A 20658-nucleotide genomic window follows, 5' to 3' on the forward strand; every position below is an offset into this window, starting at 1 on the left:
TTATATTATGTCATTAGGAATAGTAACGACAATAGGACAAAAATGCAAAAGATGTTACTCTTGTATAAGAGAATGTCCTGCTCGTGCTATTCGTGTGATAAATGGTCAGGCAGTTGTGATCGAAGAAAGATGCATTACATGTGGTTACTGTGTTAAAGTCTGTTCACAAAATGCTAAACAAGTTTTAAATGATAAAGATATTATTAATCATTACTTGATGAATTATAAAACATATGCAATAGTTGCTCCTTCTTTCCCAGCTTCATTTCCAGATTCGGAAGGAAAATTTATTTCAGCAATAAGAAAACTTGGATTTAATTATGTCGGCGAAGCTGCATTTGGCGCAGACTTAATCAGCGATTATTATATAAAATACTTAGAGAAAACTGATAACAAAACTATCATCAGCAGTCCATGCCCTGCAATTTATAATTGGATAGAAAAATATTTTGTAGAAATTGTTGACAATCTTGCAAATGTGGTTTCGCCAATGATTGCAATGGGAAGATATTTAAAGAAAAATTTTGGCTCAGATATTAAAGTAATTTTTATTGGTCCTTGCATTGCTAAAAAAAGTGAATATCGTGATGAAAATGTTTCTGGAGCAATTGATGCAGTATTGACATTCAAGGAACTCAAAGAATTATTTAATGAAAAAAATATAAATCTCGATGAACTTGAAAACTCAAACTTCGATCCACCATATGCTTACATGGGTAAAGCTTATCCTTTAACAGGCGGTTTATTAAAAACAACAAATAGACATGGTGATATTCTTGAAAAAGAAATAATAATTGTTGAAGGCAAAGATAGAGTTGGAGAAATATTACAGGAAATTGCAGATAAAAAAATTCAATCAAAATTTATTGATATATTATTTTGTGAAGGCTGTATTAATGGTCCTGCTATTGACTCTTCATTAAACTATTATTCAAAAAGAGAAAAGGTAATTTCTTACATTGAAGAAAACATTAACACTTTCGATAAAAGAATCTGGAAGAGCACACTTTATAATAATCGTGATTTAGATTTAAGCAGAAAATTTAAGCCAAGAAACCAAAGAAGACCTGAACCAACAGAAGAACAAATTAAATCAATTCTCGCAAAAACAAATAAATTTAACAAAACTGATGAATTAAATTGCGGCGCTTGTGGATACCCAACATGTCGAGAATATGCAATCGCAATTGCAAAAGGACTTGCAGAAGAAGATATGTGTTTGCCTTATCTTATTGATAAACTTGAAATGGCGAACAAAGAAATAAGAGAAACTCAAGAACAATTGGCTAATGCAGAAAAATTAGCATCAATCGGTCAATTAGCTGCTGGAGTGGCTCATGAAATAAATAATCCGCTTGGCTCTATTATGATTTATGCTTCTTTGTTGAAGAAAAAACTTGAAAAAGCTTTCAATGACCAGCAAAGTTCAGAAGACTTAAAGCTAATTATAGAAGAAGCAAACCGATGCAAAAATATTGTATCGAATCTTTTGAATTTTGCTCGACAAGGAAAATTAAGAATAAGCAAAGTAAATCTTCGTGAATTAGTAAATGACATAATAAGATTGGTAAAAGTTAAACCAGAATTTTCTAGTGTTGTTATAACTGAAAAATATGAAACTGTAGAAACTTTAATTGAAGGAGATTCAGACCAGCTTAAACAAGCTTTGTTGAATATTATAACTAATGCATGCGAAGCTGTTGAATCGAAAAATGATAAACAGGTTTTAATCAATATATCAGAAAATGATAATAAATTAACTATAGAAATTGCCGACAACGGTATTGGTATTCCGCCAGAAAATTTAAATAAAATTTTTACACCATTTTTCACGACAAAAAAAATTGGAAAGGGAACAGGTTTAGGATTAGCTATCACCTATGGAATTATTAAAATGCATAAAGGGGATATAAAAGTTCAAAGCGAAGTAGGAAAAGGAACAAAGTTTTTTATTTCACTACCAAAAACACAAAATTATACGACAGAGAATTAAAAAGGGAAATGCAAAAATGGACACAACAAAAATCAAGAAAATATTAATAGTTGATGATGACATCGATTTACTTGAACAGAACAAAATTATTCTGGAAAACAAAGGTTTTACTGTAATCACTGCAGAAAACAGCGAAGAAGGCTGGAAAAAATTTCAACAGGAAAAACCAGATGTTGCAATAATAGATTTAATAATGGAAGAAATGGATTCTGGTTTTGTGCTTTGTTATAAAATCAAAAAAACTGAACATGGCAAAAAAATTCCAGTCTTCATTCTAACTTCTGCAGCTTATGATACTGGATTTAAATTCAGTGCTTCAACTCCGGAAGAAAAAGAATGGATAAAATGCGATGGCATAATTAATAAACCTGTAGTTGTTGAAGAATTATTAGCCAGAATTGAAAATTTCTATTAACACTTTATGAATGATAAATCTAAAATATTGATAGTAGACGACGAAAAAGGATTACGAATAGGGACTCAGAGATTACTCGAAGAGGAAGGATATGATGTAGTGGCTGTTGAATCCGGTGAAGAAGGCATTCGTGCTGGAACAGAGCAGGATTTTGATATTGCCATTATCGATTTAAAAATGCCAGATTATGATGGACTGGAAGTGTTAAAGAGAATTAAAAATTCTCGCCCAAATACTATTTGTTTTATTGCTACTGCTTTTGCAAGCTATGATACTGCAATTCAATCAACAAGACTTGGAGCTTTTGGCTACATTCCAAAACCTTTTACACCCGAAGAATTTTTATATCAAATAGAACAGGGAATAAAGCAAAGAAAATTAATTTTAGAATCAGAGAGATTAAAAAAAGAAAGAGAAGAAAATCTGCTCGAATTAGCTTCTGAAAAATCAAGACTAAATGCAATTATTAAATCAATTAGCGATGGGGTTCTTGTAATTAACAAAAATGGAGAACTTGCATATTATAATTATGCTGCTTTGAAATTTCTTGATATTCCAGAAATAAAAATTGGTGACAAAATACTTCCTCTTCTCAATAAAAACATTAATGAATTAGTTGAAAAAATTTTTTCTTCTCAAACAATTCTACTGAAAAGTTATACTACTCAAATAGAATTAAAACCAAATAATGAATTAATAGTCGAAGCTGCTGCAACTCCAATCCCGCATCCAGATGGCTCGCTTGCAGGTGTTGTAATAGTATTAAGCAATATTACTGAGTTCAAAAGAATTGAGCTGATTAAATCTCAGTTTGTCTCTATGGTAGCTCATGAGTTAAAAGCTCCTCTAGCAGCAGTTCAAGGTTACTTAAACATTTTAGCTGATGAAAAAATTAATCTGCCAAAAGAAAAAAGACAGGAATACTTAACTCGTTCAATTACAAGATTAAAAAGCTTAAGCGACCTTGTTAATGATTTACTCGATATCTCGAGAATGGAATTAAAAACAAAACATCGTGAAATTGAAGATATTAATATAAATGAAATCATTAAAAACACTTTGCAGCTTTTTGAAATTGAATTAAAGAAAAAAGAAATACATGTAGAAATTAATACACAAGAAAATTTACCTACAATAAAAGCTGATTATAATGAAATCACCAGACTGATTACAAATCTTATCAGTAATGCAATAAAATACAATAAAGATAAAGGCAAAATAATAATAGATGTATCATCGTCAACAAATTATTTACAAATAAAAATCACTGATACTGGTATCGGAATGAAGCCGGATGAAAAATCAAAATTGTTCAACGAATTTTTCAGAGCAAAAAATGAAAAAACTCGCGGTATCAGTGGTACTGGATTAGGCTTGAGTATAGTTAAAAAAATAGTAGACTCATATTACGGTAAAATTGATGTTGATTCCGAATTTGATAAAGGAACAACTTTTACAATCAATTTACCAATAAATATAAACTAACAAACAAAGGAGATGAAATATGGCTCTAATTGCAATCATTGACGATGATCCCGATATTATTGATGCAAGCAGTCTGGTTCTAAAATCTAAAGGGCATTCGATTATTTCTGCATCCAATCCAGATGATGGTTATAAGATTGTTAAAGAACAAAAGCCTGATTTAATCATTCTTGATGTTATGATGGATGAACCTGATGATGGTTTCTATTTAGCACAAAAATTTCGAAAAGAAGGAATTAATACACCAATTATAATGTATACTTCTGTTTCAAAAGCTACTGGACTTGAGTTTGAAAAAAATGAAATGGTTCCTGTTGATGATTTTGTCGAAAAACCTATTTCACCTGAAGAACTTATTCAAAAAGTAGAAAATTTGTTAAAGAAGGAGGTGAAGTAAAATGTTAATACTGGAAAAAAATGAATTAACAGAAGAAATAGAACAACTCGTAGCAAAATATGGTAAAGAAAGATCTTCCTTGCTTCCAATTCTTCAGGATGTTCAGAGAAAACATAAGCATATTCCAGATTTTGCTCAGCAGGAAATTGCACGCTTGCTTGATATTCATCCTGTTGAAGTCTATAGTGTGATATCATTCTATTCATTCTTAAGCACTGAACCAAAAGGTAAATACATTGTTCGTTTGTGTAAAACAATATCATGTGATATGCAGGGAAAAGATGCTGTTGCAAAAGCTATTCAAAGAGAACTTGGAATTAATTTTGGCGAGACAACTAAAGACAAAAAATTTACTCTTGAATATACAAATTGTGTTGGTATGTGCGACCAGGGACCAGCAATGATTATCAATGAAAGAGTTTATACAAAATTAACTCCTGAAAAAGCTGTCCAAATTTTAAATGAGTTGAAGTGAGGTGAGCTATGGAAAAGAAAAGAAAAGGAGTCTTAATTTTTTCAGAATACAATCGCGGTGAAGGAATTAAAAAAGCAATTGAAAAATCTCGTGAAGATATTTTGTTCGAATTGCGTGAATCAAAATTAAAAGGCAGAGGCGGGGCTGGATTTCCAACTGCAACTAAATGGACACTTGTTGCTGCAGCATCTGCAGACCAAAAATATGTCATTTGCAATGCAGATGAAGGTGAACCAGGAACATTCAAAGATAGAGTCCTCTTAATGGAATATCCAGAATTAGTATTTGATGGAATGGTGATAGCTGGTTATACAATAGGAGCTACAAAAGGAATCGTTTATTTACGCGGTGAATATGAATACATGCTCAAATCACTTGAAGATTATCTCGAACAAATGCGAAAAGATAATTTGCTCGGGAAAAATATTCTTGGTAAAGATGGATTTAATTTTGATATAACAATTAGACTTGGTTCAGGTGCTTATGTTTGTGGTGAAGAAACAGCATTAATCGAATCACTCGAAGGAAACAGAGGCGAAGCGCGCAATCGCCCACCTTATCCCGTTAACACTGGATTCCTTGGTAAACCTACTGTAGTTAACAATGTAGAAACTTTAGCTTCTGTGCCTCACATAGTTGTTAAAGGTGGAAGCTGGTTTAAAAAATATGGAACTGATAAATCCACTGGTTCAAAATTATTTTCTGTTTCTGGTGATTGCGAAAAACCCGGCGTTTATGAATTGCCATGGGGCACAAAAATTTCTGAATTATTAGAAATTGTTGGAGCCAAAAATACAAAAGCAGTACAGGTTGGTGGTGCATCTGGCATTTGTATTCCAAAATCTCAATTTGACAGAACATTAGCTTATGAAGATGCTGCAACTGGTGGTTCAATTATTATTTTCAATGAAAACAGAAATATGCTACATGTGCTAAAAAACTTTATGGAATTTTTTGTTGAAGAATCATGCGGCCAATGCACACCATGCAGAATTGGAAATGTAAAATTGCTGGAAGGAGTCGAAATGATTGAAAAAGGGGAATACACTTTTGCTTATATCAATCAACTAAAAGAACTTGGAAGAACAATGCAGGTTGCATCAAAATGCGGATTAGGCCAATCAAGCCCAAATTCATTCATTTCTATCTTAGAAAATTTTAAAGAAGAAATTTTTAACGGCAACGGAGGTAAAAATGGAAAGTAGAGGAGATTTCAGAGCACCAGTGAGCCAAACAGCTCATACAGTTGAAATTCCAAAAGATACAAATGCCATTGGTGGAACAGTCACTGTTGAAATTAATGAAAAGAAGGTCTCCGTACCGTTAGGAACAACGATATTAGAAGCATGCAAAAAAGTTGGAATTTCAATACCTACATTATGTCATCATGAAGATTTATGCGTTGCTGGCGTCTGCCGAATTTGTGTTGTTGAAGTTGAAGGAATGAGAACTTTACAGGCAAGCTGTTCATTCCCTATTACTTCACCAATAAAGATAAAAACATCAACTCCTATGGTAAGAAAAGCAAGACGCCACATTCTTGACTTGCTATTAAGTGAACATTATGGAGAATGCTACTCATGTTTTAGAAATGGTAAATGTGAATTGCAAAATCTTGCTAAGGAATATGGTGTTGATACTTATACATTTGGACATGTTGATAAACCAAGGTTTGAAGTAGATAGATCTTCCTATTCTGTAGTAAGAGACATGAGCAAATGTATTTTATGTAAAAGATGTGTTAGAACATGTATCGATTTACAAGAAGTAGGAGTTCTTGAAGCAATTGGAAGAGGAGACAATACACATATCGGAACATTTTTAGATAAACCTCTTGCAGATGTAATTTGTATCAATTGTGGTCAATGTATCAATCGTTGTCCTACTGCTGCTTTAAGAGCCAATGACCCATCAGATGAAATTTGGGCTGCTATTGATGACCCAACTAAACATGTGGTTATACAAACTGCACCTTCTCCTCGTGCTGCAATTGGTGAAGAATTCGGTCTGCCTGCTGGTACTTCAATGACAAGAGAATTAAATACTGCATTGAGAAGAATAGGTTTTGATAAAGTCTTTGACACAAACTTTACTGCTGATCTAACAATAATTGAAGAAGGTACAGAATTAATTCTTCGACTTTATAAAGCACTTGTTAAAAAAGAACCTGTTGCTTTGCCGCAATTTACTTCTTGTTCACCAGGCTGGGTAAAATATCTTGAGCATTTTTATCCTGAATATATTGATAACTTAAGTTCTGCAAAATCACCTCAACAGATGTTTGGAGCACTAATCAAAACATTCTATGCACAGCAAGCTGGTATTGACCCTGCAAATATTGTTTCAGTTGCTTTGATGCCATGCTCTGCTAAAAAATTTGAATGCAATAGACCTGAAATGAATTCGAGTGGATATAAAGATGTAGATTATGGCTTGACTACTCGTGAATTAGCTCAAATGATTAAAGAAGCAGGAATTAATTTGCCAGAAATGCCTAAAAGTGATTTTGATTCTCCATTCGGTGAAGCATCTGGTGCAGGACTTATTTTCGGTGCAACAGGCGGAGTTATGGAAGCTGCATTAAGAACCGTTGTTGAATTTGTAACAGGCAATAAAACTGAAGATATATTTGAAAAAGCTAACATTATTCCATTGCGTGGATTTGAAGGCATCAGATATATGGAAATTCCAATTGGAAACAAAGTTGGTCCAGTTCCAGATTTAATTAAACATTTAGTGCCTGATTGGAATTGGCTGAAAGGTGTAACTCTTAAAGTTGCTGTCGCTCATGGTACTGCAAATGCAAAGAAAATAATGGAAGATATTAAAGCAGGAGGCAAATTCTCAGAATGTCATTTTATTGAATTTATGGCTTGCCCGGGTGGTTGCCTTGGTGGTGGAGGTCAACCAATTCCAACTAATCCTGAAATAAGAAAGAAACGCGCAGAAGCTATTTATGCAGAAGATGAGTCATTAACAATTAGAAAATCCCATGAAAACCCAAATGTAATTAGACTTTATAAAGAATTTCTTACCGAAGGTCCGTGCAGTCATTTATCACATAAACTTTTGCATACACATTATGTGAAACGAGGCAAATATATAGCTTAATTATTCGAGGCTGTCTTTTTTAGACAGCCTCTTTCGTTTACTTTCATTTTACATATTCTTATTTTTCTATTGAATAACTATTAAGTCAACAACATGCTGTCACTTCTTCCTGATTGGGCTAAAAACTATGGTGAATTCTGGAGAGCAATTCGCGTAAGAAATCTTTGGTTTATCAGATTAAGATATGTTGTAGTTGCTTTATTAACTTCCTTTTTAACTGCAGGAGAATTATTATTTAATTTTAATTTTACAAAAACACAATTTATTGCCATTTCATTAATTACATTTTCAATTCTTGTTTATAACATAATTATTCATATTTCAAGAAAGTATGTTGGTTGTTCTCCAGATAAATTTAATAGTCTTCATCTTTCTTTAATTCAAATGATTCTGGACTTGATTGCACTAATGTTGTTAGTTTATTATACAGGATTAATTGAATCACCACTTTATATTTTTTTCATCTTTCACATGATAATTGGAAGCCTTATTCTTCCAGGTTATATTGTTTACATTATGGCTGGAGTAATAAGTTTAATTTTTTCACTATTGAATGCCTTTGTTAAATTAAAATTCATTGAAATACACTTAATTAACGGTTTATACAATGCTCCAGTTTCTCATACTTTGTCTTACGATATTCTTTCACTTGCATCCTTCACTTTAATGCTTTTTGCAAGTGTTTATCTTGCAAATAATATTGCAAAACAATTATATCACAGAGAACAACTCTTACGAACCTCGCTTCAAAAAATTGATGAGGCAGAAAAATCAAAACAAAAATATATTATTGGAATAGTTCATGAAATTAAAACTCCTGTTACAGCTGTAAAATCAATAATTGATTTGGTATTACAGCAATATGTTGGACCAATCAGCAAAGAAGTTGAAGCTAAACTCTTGCGTGCAAAAATTCGAACTGAAGAAACATTACATTTATTGAATAATGTACTCCGCATTTCAAGACTTAAGTTGTTAGATATTCGTTCAGCTGAAGAAATTGACATAAATTTATTCATAAGAAATATACTTGAAAAACAATTCGAAAACATCAAAGCAAAGAATATAAAATTAAAATTTGAGGATAGAAGATTAGAGAAAAAATTTATCAAGTCCGATATGATACTTTTGGAACTAGCTCTCTCAAATATCATTGGAAATTCTATAAAATATGTCAATGAAAATGGTGAAATAGAAATAATTGTAGAAGACATTAATGATAAAATTTCTATTGAGGTTTGTGATGATGGAATTGGAATACCAAAAGATGATTTAAAAAAAATATTTGAACAGTTTTACCGAGCATCAAATATTGATAGAGCAAAACATGAAGGTAGCGGAATGGGTTTAACTATCACAAAAGAAATTATAGAAAGATTAGGAGGCGAGATAACTGTAGAAAGTCCATCAAGACTTTCGCATGATAATTTATTAGGAAGTTGTTTTAAAATTATACTGCCATATCACTTTAAACCTTCTTCTTATGATATATTTGAAGTTAATCCTGAGGATTACTTATCCAGCAAAAGTATTCAAGAGGAAAGCATTTCTTAGCTTTTTCAATTTTATCATAACTATCAAAAAAACCAAAAACAGTTGAACCTGTTCCAGTCATTGAAGCATAAATGGCACCTTCTTGATATAAAATTTCTTTAATGTTTTTAATTTCTGGATATTTATGAAAAACTACTTCTTCAAAATCATTGATAATTTTTTCTTTCATTAATGAAAAATTAAAAGTATGGTTCTGTATTATTTTGTTGTAATCATAATAATCATTATTTGGTTTTATTGATTCGTAAATTTTTTTTGTTGATATAGAAATGTTAGGGTTAACGATTAAAATTGGATACTCATTTTTAATTTCTATATGTTCTAAAATTTCTCCTCTTGATTTACCAATTGCAGGCAAAGCTTTTATAAAAAAGGGAACATCAGAACCTAACTCTAATCCTAAATTTAAGAGTTGCTCATAATTCAAACCGAGTTTGAACAATTCATTCAAAGAAATTAGAGTTGCAGCTGCATCCGAACTTCCGCCTCCAAGCCCAGCTCCTGCGGGAATTCTTTTAATCAAATTAATCTTTACATTAAAATTCTTCTTAAAAATCCTCTCAAGTAATCTTACCGATTTAATAATTAAATTATCTTCATCATTTTCTGTAACTTTTAAATTGCTTCTAAATTCAAAACCATCTGAAAGTTCAAAAGTTAATGTGTCAAACAAATCTTTTATTGGATAAAACAATGTATAAATATTATGATACCCATCATTCCTTTTTTCTAAAACTCTTAACCCAATGTTAATTTTTGCAGGAGCTTTAATTTCTATAAATCTCATCTAATAATTCCTTAATTGCTTTAGTATGTTCGGGATTAGAACCACAACAAGAACCAACAAAAGTTGGATTAAACTTGAGTAATTGTTTTGTAAGTTCAGAATAATTTTTTGGAGAAATACCGCAGGCTAAAAATTCATCATCATAATTTCCTGCACCACAATTAAAATAAAATCCCCATCTTTCGGGCAATGAATATTTTTCGATGAATTTCAAAAATGTTTCTGGTTTTATACAATTAAATCCTATAGCAACAGGATTAAAAGAATTAATGTAATTAACTGCATCAATTAATTTTTCGCCGCTGAGAAGTTTAAGATTCTCATCAAAAAATAAACTTACTATGTATGGAATTTTATTTTCTGAACAATATTTACAAATTATTTCTATTTCGTCCATATGACTTTGTGTTTCGTTCCAGATGATATCAACAGAATTATTCCACAAAATATCTATGTGCTTTTTATGATTGTATTCTAATTCACTTAATGAAATAGTTCTTTCAATTTGATAACAATCTTCTGCAGGGGCGTTGGAGCCTGCAATCATAATTTTTTTATTTCCTCTTGCATCTTTTGCAGTTTGAATTGCTGCTTTCACAAATTCTTCAACATTAATTTTTTCATTCGATTTATTAACAGCAATTGGATTAGTCCTAAATGTATTAGTTGTTATTATATCCGCCCCATTGTTGATATATTCAAAGTGAATTGATTTTACTACTTCTGGATGTTCAAGATTTGATAATGAAGTCCATAAGACTGGATGATTTTTAATTCCTTTCTCTATAAGTAAACTTCCCATTGCACCATCAAGTATCAATGGTCTTTTTAGCTGGTTATATAAATTTATTAAATCAATTTTTTCTGTCATTTTTTCTTTTGTCAAAGTATTTAATTGTTTCTTGAACTATTTTTTCGAGATCAATCATTTGAATACATTCGAGATTATATGGACATTCTTTTTTCCAGCAAGGAGCACAAAATAAACCTTCTGGATATAACTTAATTCCTCTGTCATATAGGTCAATTTCTGTCCAGCAGCTTAATCCAAACCAGGCAATTACATATTTTTTTAATGCTATTGCAAGATGCATCCCAAATGAATCACCTGTAATTATAACATGAGGTATACTTTCATAACATGCTCCTCTTCTTATTCCTTCTGTGGTTGGAGTATTGATTATCTGGTCTTTAAATAAATCACTTAATATTTTATTTCTTTCTGTATCTTCTGGACCACCAAGCAGCATAATCTTGAAGCGATTAAAAGAGAGAAATTTTTCAATCAGGATAATATGCTGTTCTATTGTCATCTTTTTGTTTGGATATAATTGGGAGCAACCTGTATTAAATCCAATAATCTCATCTTTCTCATTTATTCCTACAGTTTTTTTATATGAATCAATAAATTCAATTTCATCATCAGAAAATTCAAAAACATATTCATCCCTTTTGTACTCTAAATTAAATGTTTCTGCAAGTATTTCTTGTCCAGTTTTTTGATTAATCTTGAACTTAAGATTATCATCAAGTCCCAATTTATAATTATATAAAGCACCATCGTTTAGAGGTATTATTTGAGAATTATTATTAATACCAAAACCAAGTTTTTCTTTTGCTTTTAATCTTTGAATAATTGCACCAGCTTTAATAGATTTATCAGAATTCATTATAACATCGAATTCAATTGCACTTAAGATTTCCATATTTTCAAAATCGTAAACAAAAACCTTATCTATATAAGGATTATTCTTCAATATATCTGCTGAATTCTTAAGTGTTAACCAATAAATTGTAGATTCAGGATATTTTCTTTTAATTGCAGGGAGTTGAGCTGTTGTCATTAAAACACTTCCCATTGCTTCAAGAGCTATAATTAAAATTTTGACACCAAATTTTTTTTGTTCTTTACAGCCTTCTTCTAAACAGTTATAATAAGGAAAGCAAGGTTTATAACCAGTAAAATTTTTGCAGTCTGGGATATTTAATTTTTCCATAATATTTTCTCTAAAAATGGTTTTAATTTACTTAGCACTTCATTCAAATGTATATTTTTTAGTGTAGGTTGCTCCGTAATTACACATTCAAATTCTGTATTATATGGGCTCCATATCATATCATTTGTGTTATATTTTACATATAAACCAAAAACAGGTACATTAAATGCAGAAGCAATATGAACAGCAGATGTATCAGGGGTAATTAATAAATTCAATTTACTAATCATTGCTGAAAAATTTTCAAATGAATTATCATAAAAAATAGGAAATAACCCATTTGATATTTGCTCTGCTTTTTCAATGTCATTCGGAGAACATAAAATAATAACTTTTATCTGAGAATATTTAGTAATTTCTGTAATTAAATCTTTATAATTTTTAATTCCCCAAAATCTTGCATCACTACCTGCCGAGATATTAATTCCTAATTTAAAATTATTATCTAACTTATTAGTTAATAAATAATTATTAATTTTTTCTAATGCTTTTTCATCTATATAATAAAATACTCTTATTTCTTCTTTTGTGTATTTGATATTGAAAATTTTTGTAAAATGTAATAGTCTTTCTACAACATGTGTTTTTGAGGAATCTGGTTTTTCTATGATGTAATTATACAACTTTCTATTATCTTTATTAAACCCAATTTTATATTTTGCTTTTGAAAATGCCAAAATAAAACTAACAGTAGTTGATACATCATCATGTAAATCTATTATGACATCTGGTTTTAATTTATTTATTAGTCTAATAAGTTTGAAAAGCGTTATTTTCTTTTTATCATAAACAATTACATTATCAACAATTTTTGAAGAAAATACAAAATAATTATAATTGCTTGCCACCACATAGATTTTATGATTCGTATTTCTTTTAATTAATGATAATAGGGGGGTTGTAATTAATGCATCACCAATTCTATTTAATCTAATAAAAAGAATAGCAGAATCTTCTTTTAATTTTATATCATTAACCAATGATTTTTTGGGAAAACAAAAAAGTAATATCCTTAAAAGAATTTTTCTAATATATATTTCAATCTTTTTCAAATTATTTAGATATTTTATTTTTACTTAATAAAATAGCAGTTTTATTTAATACCATTTCAACATCTATATTTTTAAAACATTCATGATTTTTAGGGCATTCTAATAAATTACACATAATACAATTAAGGTTATCTAAAATAATAAATTCATGCTTATCGCCAAAAGGTCCTTGATGATATGGATTTGTAGGTCCATGTAAGCTTAAAACTGGAGTGCCAACAGCAGTTGAAATGTGCATTGGACCACTATCATTAGCAATAAGAATATCACATTTTTTAATTAATGCTCCCATTTGGTTAATATTGCTTTTTGGAGCAATTATTGAATTAGGAACAGATTTATTAATCAAGGATGCTTCATCAAAATCTCCTGGTCCCCATAATATTAATATTTCACATCGATATTTATTTTTAACTGAAATAGCAAACTCTGCAAATTTTTCAGGATCGCACTTTTTAGATTTCCATCCTCCTGAAGGAGATATTCCAACAACAAATTTATTTAGAAGATTATTAGAATTAAAAAAATCATCAGCAAATTTCATATCATCATTTGAAAGGTGAAAGTATAAATTCTTATATGGTGTATCTATGCCGATGTTTTCTAATGTCTTTAAATGTAAAATAGCTGCATGATATTTTCCTCTTTCAGATGGACCAAACAAATTATATGCATATTTTCTACCACGATAGGGGAATCCAACTCTAAATTTTGCTCGACTAAAATATGTAATTAAAGCTGTAGAGGGATTCGAATAGAAATCAAGAATTAGATCATATTTTTTGCGAAAAATCTTGTAAATAAGTTTTAATCTTTCTAATAAACTATCTTTTGGAAAAATAATTACTTCATTTACTTGTGAAAGCCCATCAACAACAGGTTTTGAAGACAAATCAGTTAAATAATCAATTCTGGCATTAGGGAAATACTGTTTTAGATTATCAAGAACAATTGTAGATAAAACAACATCTCCAATGCCTCTTAATTTAATAATCAAAATACTTTTAATGTTTTTATCAATCATATTTATTCTGTGACTAATTCAGATCCTGCTGGAATTTCCGGTTTAACAAGAACAACTTCTTCTTTCAACAAAGCAACTTCACCTGGTTCCATGCCTTTTCTTTTTACAACATATTTTTTTAATGTATAACTAACCGGAGCTAATTTAGATGTTTTTGCTTTACTGTAAAAAGCAGCGAGTGAAGCAGCTTTTTCAATAATCTTTTTTGGGATAGATTCTTTTGTATTTTCAACCCGCAGTATAGCATGAGAACCTTTAACAGCTCTTGCATGAAACCAGTAATCATTTTGTTTAGCAAACTTTAGTGTAAGTTCATCATTATTATGACTATCCTTTCCAACATACACATGATATTTTTTATCAATAATGAAATGTCTGAAGTTCGGTTTTGAATTCTCATTGCTTTTTTTCAATGAACTCTCTTTAATTTTCAATTCTTTTTTGATATTTACTAATTCATCATCAGTTAAATTATTCTCCAGCATTAATTTCATCCGAGTTAAATTGTTATAATGATTAATTAGTTCATTATATAAAGTCTTCGATTTCTCATATTGTATTTTTTCTGCTCGTGCCTTAGCAAAATATTCATCTATATTTTGATGTGGTGATAGTTTTTCATCAAGCGCAATTTTAACTTTATTATTTTCTTCATCAACCAATTCTATTTCTTTCATTCCTTTTTTTAGTTGATAAATATTCATTAATAATAAATTGCCAATTTTTATATAATGATTTTCTTTTGATTCTTTTTCCAGCACTGCTTTCAAATTATTTATTTTATTCGAAACTTTTTCCAGTTCAGTTTCTAAATATTTCTTTATTTCAGAATAAATTTGTTTTCGCTTCTTTAATTTATTTAATTGTACAAAATATTCACTAAGAGCATCAAAATATTTTTTATGATAATTTATGATAGTATAGTTATCTGGGAGATAGAAGCTTGATGGCTCAAACCTTACAGTGCCTTCATTTTGAGAAATGGATATTCTAATATCATCATTCAATATTTCATTGAAAATATCAATTAGTTTTATATTCTTACGAATACTAAGCTGTGATGTAATTGATTTGTCAATAAACTTAAAGGAATTTAAAATTTCTTCATCAGATTTATCTGTAATATTCTCATATAGTTTTTCAGGATATTCAATATATCTATTTACGAGCAATTCATCATAAATTTTCGATTTCTCTTCTTCCTCAATTTTCTTAAATGAAGCAATATTATTTTCATTATCTATCAAATAAACATTTGTCATCGGACCACGAATACAGTAGAAAAGTGAACATTTTGATAGAGTTAATTTTATGATTCTATCACCAAAAGCTATCTCAATTTTATTAATTTCATCTGGAAGATAATTCTCGAAAAAATTTAATACATTCTTCTTAGCCTTGTGATGTTCATTTTTAATGATTAAAAAAGGGGACTGTGGATTTACAGAAATAACTATGTGAAAATCATCGTAATTTTTTAATGGAATAGAAATAAATAATTTATCTTTTTCTTGTGTATATATCTCATAAATTTTCTGATTTTGAATTAAATCTCTTAATTCACTGATACTCCTCAACAGATACAAATAATTTTTATACATAAATTTAGAATTTTCTTTCGCTTTCAGTTAGTTCAAAAACTTTTTTTAATAAATTTATATCATTATCTGTAAGTTGAATATTTCTTCTTGAAGCAACAACTTTAGCCACTTCAATTGCTTTCTCAAGTTTATATTCTTCGAAGTTATTTATTCCACCCCAAGTAAAAGAAGGTATATATTTGGGCGGGAACCCATAACCAAATATATTACAAGATATACCAACTACAGTCCCTGTATTAAAAACTGTTCCAATTGCAGTTTTAGAATAATCACCCATAAATAATCCTACAAACCTATGTCCAGTATTCACTTTTTCATTGTTAATAAATACATCTACAATTCCATAATCATTTTTAAGGTCGCTGTTTGTTGTACCAGCTCCAAGATTTACCCAGCTGCCAATGTATGAATGACCAATAAAACCTTCATGTTGCTTATTCGAATATGAATGAAAAATTGAATTTTCAATTTCTCCACCAATCTTGCATACTTCTCCAATAGAAGTATTATGATAAATTGAGGTATGAGCTTTTATTAAACTATTCTTCCCAATAAAAGCAGGACCCTTAATTATTACATGAGACATTATATTAACATTTTCATCTATAAAAATTGGTCCTTCAGAAGCATCTAATGTAACAAAAGGTTCAATTTTAGTTCCTTTGCCAATAAGAATATTTTTTCTATTGATTGTTTCAACAGCTTTATATTTTGTTGTTGTTTTTTTTGTATGATTTCTTGCTATGAGCTTAAAATCGTTTATAATTTCTTCTCCATTATAATTAACTAAGTCCCATGGATAATTAATCATTTTTGCATTTGTAATAACTTTTGAAAAGTTCTTATCATCAAAAAATAATGAGCCGTCATCATTAAATTTCACATGATTATAATTATTTCTATCAAGTTTTACAGCTGCAATTTGATTATCATTTGATAAAAGAATTCCTTCTTTCAGATTTTTAATTTCATTTAATAATTCTTTATTTATTAATAATCGACCATTAATGAATATTATCGAATCACTGATAAACTCATTAACTAATGATTTTTTATATTTTTCTTTTAAGAAGTTTTCGAGATATGGACGACAATGAAAAATAAATTTGCTTTTAGGAAAATAGAGCTCAAATTTTTGTTTTAGTGATAATATTCCGCATCTTAACTCATAAACAGGTCTTAAAAATGTTAATGGTAATAAATTTTTAAATCCATTATCTTCAAATAGCATTATTGCAGGTTTCATGCAGAACCCATAAATATTTTGTAAATAAACTAACTAAAATTTTTTTAATGGAAAAATATTCATAATAAAGTTTATTATTTTTACGATTACAAAATCGAAGAAATTATTATGAGTCTTATTTCAAAAAGGTTTTTAATCAAAGCTGCTATTTATGGAGTATCATTCATTATTGCTATAATTATCATTGATTCAATAATTCTGCCATATTATGTAAGCAGCAACGAGTTAAAAGTCCCAAATGTTATTGGTAAACACAAAGATGAAGCAATAAGAATTCTAAAAGAATTAAATCTAAATCCAATTGTTAATACTTCCCGCTACGATGAAAAATATGCTAAAGATTATGTCATATTCCAGAAGCCGCTGCCCAATACATATGTGAAAGAAAATCGAAAAATTTACTTAACAATCAGTGGTGGATTACAAACAGTTAAAATGCCATACTTGATTAATAAATCTGTGCGTGAAGCTCAAATAACACTTCAAAAACTTGGACTTGTATTAGATACACTAGAACAAATTACTTCTGAATTTCCTCAAAATATAATTGCTGAGCAACAATATCCCGAAGGAAAAGAGTTACCAGTTGGAACAAAAGTAAGATTAAAAGTGAGCATGGGACCACAATTAGGGAAAATTAAAGTTCCTAATTTAATTGGCAAATCATTAATAGAAGCAGAAAAAATATTACGTAATTATTCTTTAAGTATTGGATTAAAAACTTATATTTATTCAAAATCTCTTTTGCCAAATACAATTGTTGACCAGCAGCCAAGCGAAAATACTCTTGTAAATGCTGGCGACAGTATTAATGTTGTTATTACACTAAATAAGTGAGAGCTTATGGTTAATCAAAAATTATTGGCACCATCAATACTTTCTGCTGACTTCTCAAATTTATCACAACAAATAAGATTAGTAGAAGTTGGCGGAGCAGACATAATTCATTGTGATGTTATGGATGGAAAATTTGTTCCAAATATTACATTTGGACCAATGGTCATTTCTGCAATTCGAAAAATAACAAATTTACCTCTCGATGCTCATTTAATGGTAGAAAATCCAGATTGTATAATTGATGAATTTATTAATGCCGGTGTAAATTATTTAACTGTTCATCAAGAAGCAGTTATCCACTTGCATCGTACTATTGATTACATTAAAAGCAAAGGAGTTAAAGCTGGGGTTTCAATTAATCCAGCTACTCCTGTTCATGTTTTAAAAGAAATTTTGGAATATGTTGATTTAGTCCTAATTATGTCTGTTAATCCAGGATTTGGAGGACAAAAATTCATTCATAGCAGTCTGCGCAAAATCAAAGAACTTTCTAACCTAAGAGATGAGATGGGCTATAATTTTTTAATTGAAGTAGATGGAGGAATTACAAAGGAAAATATCAAAGAAGTATCAGAAGCAGGATGTAATATATTTGTTGTTGGCTGGTCAATTTTTGGGAATGATAATAAAACAGCTGCAACTGCCGAGTTTAAAAATCTAATCAACAATCAAAGGTAAATACATTGGCTAACAATTTGATAATTCAACTTATCGATATTTATTATCCCAATGTATTTAAGAGATACAGTTCAAAATATAACATCTATCGTGAATTATACGAAAAAGATTTATACGCTTTAGAAATTCGTAATCTTGATTCTAAATTAGGACACAGAATAAAAAAAATAATTTTAGCCAACAAAGAAATTTGCTACCTTGTTGACAATAACTACCAGTCTACTGATTTATTAGCATTAGGCACAATCTCAATTTTTAAAGAATTAGCTAAAGAAATAATTGCTATTGGAAATGAAGATATTGGTTTTAAGATAAATAAAGTTATTCAGAATATTATTGATTATGATAATAAGTCGATGCAAATAGGTAATAAAATTTTTGACATGGATAAAGCACACATTGTAGGAATATTGAATGTAACTCCAGATTCATTTTCTGATGGTGGAAAATTTTTTGAAAAGAATGCAGCAGTAGAACATGCATTACAACTTCTTGAAGAAGGTGCAGAAATAATTGACATCGGCGGTGAATCAAGTCGACCCGGAGCTAAATCTGTTGATGAAGAAGAAGAGATGAGAAGAGTAATTCCGGTAATTGAAGAAATATTAAAATCGAAACCCGATGCTATTTTATCAATAGATACAACAAAATCCAGAGTAGCTGAAGCCGCATTATCTTTAGGTGTTAAAATAGTAAACGATATAAGTTCATTCAGTTTTGATTATAAAATTCTTGAAGTTGTTAAGAAATATAATGCTGCATATGTTCTCATGCACATGAAAGGAACCCCAGAAACAATGCAAAACAATCCTTATTACGAAGATGTTATTTCAGAGTTGTATGATTTCTTTATAGAAAAAATTTTAGAAGTACAAAAATTTAATCTGAAAAATATTATAATTGACCCGGGGATAGGTTTCGGCAAAAGAGTAATTGATAATTATGAATTAATAAAAAGATTAAATGAATTCAAAGGTTTGGGAACTCCAATTTATATAGGTGTTTCAAGAAAATCTTTTTTAGGGAAAGCATTAAACTTATCAATTGATGAAAGAGATGACCCCACACTTGCTGCTGAGACATTAGCAATTAAAAATGGCGCAAGATTTATTAGAACTCATAATGTTAAAAAAGCAAAGTATGCATCACTAATAAACTTATTTACTGAAAAGCCTGAACTGCTGCAAAATGTTTGAAATAATCAAAATTGGTTTTATTACAATTAATTTTACTGATATCCTTGATATCGTATTGGTATCTTTTATTTTTTATAAATTATACAGCACTATAAAAGGAACTATTGCTGCTCAAATATTTTATGGTTTGCTTATAGTTTTATTCCTGTCGTTTATTGCTCAAGTTGCAAATTTCAAAGCTACTGGCTGGTTATTGAAATTAATTTCTGATATCTGGGTAATTGCATTTATAATTTTGTTTCAACCTGAAATCAGAAGATTATTAGTTCTTGTTGGAAGAAGTCCTTTACTAAGATTTTTTATTAAAACAGACCAGCATAATATAGCAGAAATTATAGCCGATACCGCATTTGAATTAGCACAACATCAGCATGGAGCATTAATTGTTATTGTAAAATCAGTAGGAATTAGAGGTATTGTAGAAACAGGAGAAATAATTAATTCACGCGTATCTAAAAATCTGCTCCGTTCTATATTTTATCCGCGTTCGCCACTACATGACGGTGCTGTTATAATTAACAATGGAATAATAGAAGCAGCAAGGTGTACATTACCATTATCAAGCATAACTCAAATTGATGGAATTCCATTGGGAATGAGACACAGAGCTGGTCTTGGCATTTCCGAACAAGCTGATGTTATCTGTGTGATTGTTTCAGAAGAAACTGCAAGTATTTCAGTTGCAGAGAATGGAAAATTAATCAGAGGTCTTTCGAAAGAAGCATTAAAAAATTATTTATTAAAGAATCTAAGTTCACGAAAAATTAGAAGGTCTGAAAAAATTTCGAACAATTAATTTATATTTTGATA

The 20658-nt window shown here is 29.7% G+C and carries 18 protein-coding genes and 3 pseudogenes; 14 read left to right on the forward strand and 7 right to left on the reverse strand.

The features are described 5' to 3' along the window. Positions 1–7 precede the first annotated feature (7 nt). The 10 genes and pseudogenes from AC27L2_RS01895 to AC27L2_RS01940 all read left to right on the forward strand — a co-directional run. Positions 8–1213: pseudogene (locus AC27L2_RS01895) on the forward strand ([Fe-Fe] hydrogenase large subunit C-terminal domain-containing protein); the annotation flags it as partial. Positions 1214–1279: 66 nt separating this feature from the next. Next, positions 1280–1495 (forward strand): annotated as a pseudogene (locus tag AC27L2_RS01900) (histidine kinase dimerization/phospho-acceptor domain-containing protein); the annotation flags it as partial. Between the two features lie 156 nt (positions 1496–1651). Next, positions 1652–1993, forward strand: a pseudogene (locus AC27L2_RS01905) (sensor histidine kinase); the annotation flags it as partial. A gap of 16 nt (positions 1994–2009) precedes the next feature. After that, positions 2010–2408 carry a response regulator gene (locus AC27L2_RS01910; RefSeq protein WP_487209961.1) on the forward strand — a complete coding sequence of 133 codons (399 nt, stop codon included), beginning with the start codon at positions 2010–2012 and terminating at the stop codon, positions 2406–2408. Between the two features lie 6 nt (positions 2409–2414). After that, complete coding sequence (locus AC27L2_RS01915) at positions 2415–3893, forward strand: sensor histidine kinase (RefSeq protein WP_487209962.1); 1479 nt, start codon at positions 2415–2417, stop codon at positions 3891–3893. A gap of 19 nt (positions 3894–3912) precedes the next feature. Then, positions 3913–4290 carry a response regulator transcription factor gene (locus AC27L2_RS01920; protein WP_487209963.1) on the forward strand — a complete coding sequence of 126 codons (378 nt, stop codon included), beginning with the start codon at positions 3913–3915 and terminating at the stop codon, positions 4288–4290. Between the two features lies 1 nt (position 4291). Continuing rightward, complete coding sequence (gene nuoE, locus AC27L2_RS01925) at positions 4292–4765, forward strand: NADH-quinone oxidoreductase subunit NuoE (RefSeq protein ID WP_487209964.1); 474 nt, start codon at positions 4292–4294, stop codon at positions 4763–4765. Positions 4766–4773: 8 nt separating this feature from the next. Continuing rightward, entirely contained in the window at positions 4774–5970 is a 1197-nt protein-coding gene (locus AC27L2_RS01930) for a complex I 51 kDa subunit family protein (RefSeq protein ID WP_487209965.1), read from the forward strand. After that, positions 5960–7876 (forward strand): NADH-dependent [FeFe] hydrogenase, group A6, encoded by a 1917-nt coding sequence (locus AC27L2_RS01935; RefSeq protein WP_487209966.1) that lies wholly within the window; start codon positions 5960–5962, stop codon positions 7874–7876. Before AC27L2_RS01930 ends, AC27L2_RS01935 begins: the two co-directional genes overlap by 11 nt. 93 nt (positions 7877–7969) lie before the next feature. Beyond that, complete coding sequence (locus AC27L2_RS01940) at positions 7970–9430, forward strand: sensor histidine kinase (protein ID WP_487209967.1); 1461 nt, start codon at positions 7970–7972, stop codon at positions 9428–9430. Here AC27L2_RS01940 and ispE read toward each other — a convergent pair. The 7 genes from ispE to AC27L2_RS01975 form a co-directional block, all read right to left on the reverse strand. Beyond that, positions 9375–10217, reverse strand: coding sequence for a 4-(cytidine 5'-diphospho)-2-C-methyl-D-erythritol kinase (gene ispE, locus AC27L2_RS01945; protein ID WP_487209968.1), 843 nt, complete (start codon positions 10215–10217; stop codon positions 9375–9377). The genes AC27L2_RS01940 and ispE overlap by 56 nt on opposite strands. Beyond that, positions 10198–11088 carry a homocysteine S-methyltransferase family protein gene (locus AC27L2_RS01950; RefSeq protein WP_487209969.1) on the reverse strand — a complete coding sequence of 297 codons (891 nt, stop codon included), beginning with the start codon at positions 11086–11088 and terminating at the stop codon, positions 10198–10200. Before AC27L2_RS01950 ends, ispE begins: the two co-directional genes overlap by 20 nt. After that, positions 11072–12214, reverse strand: coding sequence for a glycosyltransferase family 9 protein (locus tag AC27L2_RS01955; protein ID WP_487209970.1), 1143 nt, complete (start codon positions 12212–12214; stop codon positions 11072–11074). Before AC27L2_RS01955 ends, AC27L2_RS01950 begins: the two co-directional genes overlap by 17 nt. Next, entirely contained in the window at positions 12202–13194 is a 993-nt protein-coding gene (locus AC27L2_RS01960; protein ID WP_487209971.1) for a glycosyltransferase family 9 protein, read from the reverse strand. The genes AC27L2_RS01955 and AC27L2_RS01960 overlap by 13 nt, the downstream gene beginning before the upstream one ends. Before the next feature lie 73 nt (positions 13195–13267). Further along, positions 13268–14290 carry a glycosyltransferase family 9 protein gene (locus tag AC27L2_RS01965; protein ID WP_487209972.1) on the reverse strand — a complete coding sequence of 341 codons (1023 nt, stop codon included), beginning with the start codon at positions 14288–14290 and terminating at the stop codon, positions 13268–13270. A 2-nt stretch (positions 14291–14292) separates the two neighbouring features. After that, the gene (locus tag AC27L2_RS01970; protein WP_487209973.1) at positions 14293–15891 is read right to left on the reverse strand and encodes an NFACT RNA binding domain-containing protein; all 1599 of its coding nucleotides are present in this window, start codon (positions 15889–15891) and stop codon (positions 14293–14295) included. A gap of 4 nt (positions 15892–15895) precedes the next feature. Then, complete coding sequence (locus tag AC27L2_RS01975; protein WP_487209974.1) at positions 15896–17137, reverse strand: GlmU family protein; 1242 nt, start codon at positions 17135–17137, stop codon at positions 15896–15898. A 108-nt stretch (positions 17138–17245) separates the two neighbouring features. Here AC27L2_RS01975 and AC27L2_RS01980 point away from each other — a divergent pair, with 108 nt between their 5' ends. From AC27L2_RS01980 to cdaA, 4 genes are read left to right on the forward strand one after another with little or no spacing between them, the layout of a single operon-like run. Beyond that, positions 17246–17974: a PASTA domain-containing protein gene (locus AC27L2_RS01980; RefSeq protein WP_487209975.1), complete on the forward strand. Its 729-nt coding sequence runs from the start codon at positions 17246–17248 to the stop codon at positions 17972–17974. Between the two features lie 6 nt (positions 17975–17980). Further along, the gene (gene rpe, locus AC27L2_RS01985) at positions 17981–18652 is read left to right on the forward strand and encodes a ribulose-phosphate 3-epimerase (RefSeq protein WP_487209976.1); all 672 of its coding nucleotides are present in this window, start codon (positions 17981–17983) and stop codon (positions 18650–18652) included. A gap of 5 nt (positions 18653–18657) precedes the next feature. Further along, positions 18658–19848: a dihydropteroate synthase gene (gene folP / locus AC27L2_RS01990; RefSeq protein ID WP_487209977.1), complete on the forward strand. Its 1191-nt coding sequence runs from the start codon at positions 18658–18660 to the stop codon at positions 19846–19848. Further along, complete coding sequence (gene cdaA / locus AC27L2_RS01995; RefSeq protein WP_487209978.1) at positions 19841–20644, forward strand: diadenylate cyclase CdaA; 804 nt, start codon at positions 19841–19843, stop codon at positions 20642–20644. Before folP ends, cdaA begins: the two co-directional genes overlap by 8 nt. The last annotated feature ends 14 nt before the right edge of the window (positions 20645–20658 follow it).

The organism is Rosettibacter sp. KY25 (genome assembly GCF_057554405.1).

Bases quoted from the DNA above. Each gene is read 5' to 3' on its own strand.
- AC27L2_RS01910 (WP_487209961.1), top strand. From the start codon at position 2,010: ATGGACACAACAAAAATCAAGAAAATATTAATAGTTGATGATGACATC.
- AC27L2_RS01915 (WP_487209962.1), top strand. From the start codon at position 2,415: ATGAATGATAAATCTAAAATATTGATAGTAGACGACGAAAAAGGATTA.
- AC27L2_RS01920 (WP_487209963.1), top strand. From the start codon at position 3,913: ATGGCTCTAATTGCAATCATTGACGATGATCCCGATATTATTGATGCA.
- nuoE (WP_487209964.1), top strand. From the start codon at position 4,292: ATGTTAATACTGGAAAAAAATGAATTAACAGAAGAAATAGAACAACTC.
- AC27L2_RS01930 (WP_487209965.1), top strand. From the start codon at position 4,774: ATGGAAAAGAAAAGAAAAGGAGTCTTAATTTTTTCAGAATACAATCGC.
- AC27L2_RS01935 (WP_487209966.1), top strand. From the start codon at position 5,960: ATGGAAAGTAGAGGAGATTTCAGAGCACCAGTGAGCCAAACAGCTCAT.
- AC27L2_RS01940 (WP_487209967.1), top strand. From the start codon at position 7,970: ATGCTGTCACTTCTTCCTGATTGGGCTAAAAACTATGGTGAATTCTGG.
- ispE (WP_487209968.1), bottom strand. From the start codon at position 10,217: ATGAGATTTATAGAAATTAAAGCTCCTGCAAAAATTAACATTGGGTTA.
- AC27L2_RS01950 (WP_487209969.1), bottom strand. From the start codon at position 11,088: ATGACAGAAAAAATTGATTTAATAAATTTATATAACCAGCTAAAAAGA.
- AC27L2_RS01955 (WP_487209970.1), bottom strand. From the start codon at position 12,214: ATGGAAAAATTAAATATCCCAGACTGCAAAAATTTTACTGGTTATAAA.
- AC27L2_RS01965 (WP_487209972.1), bottom strand. From the start codon at position 14,290: ATGATTGATAAAAACATTAAAAGTATTTTGATTATTAAATTAAGAGGC.
- AC27L2_RS01970 (WP_487209973.1), bottom strand. From the start codon at position 15,891: ATGTATAAAAATTATTTGTATCTGTTGAGGAGTATCAGTGAATTAAGA.
- AC27L2_RS01975 (WP_487209974.1), bottom strand. From the start codon at position 17,137: ATGAAACCTGCAATAATGCTATTTGAAGATAATGGATTTAAAAATTTA.
- AC27L2_RS01980 (WP_487209975.1), top strand. From the start codon at position 17,246: ATGAGTCTTATTTCAAAAAGGTTTTTAATCAAAGCTGCTATTTATGGA.
- rpe (WP_487209976.1), top strand. From the start codon at position 17,981: ATGGTTAATCAAAAATTATTGGCACCATCAATACTTTCTGCTGACTTC.
- cdaA (WP_487209978.1), top strand. From the start codon at position 19,841: ATGTTTGAAATAATCAAAATTGGTTTTATTACAATTAATTTTACTGAT.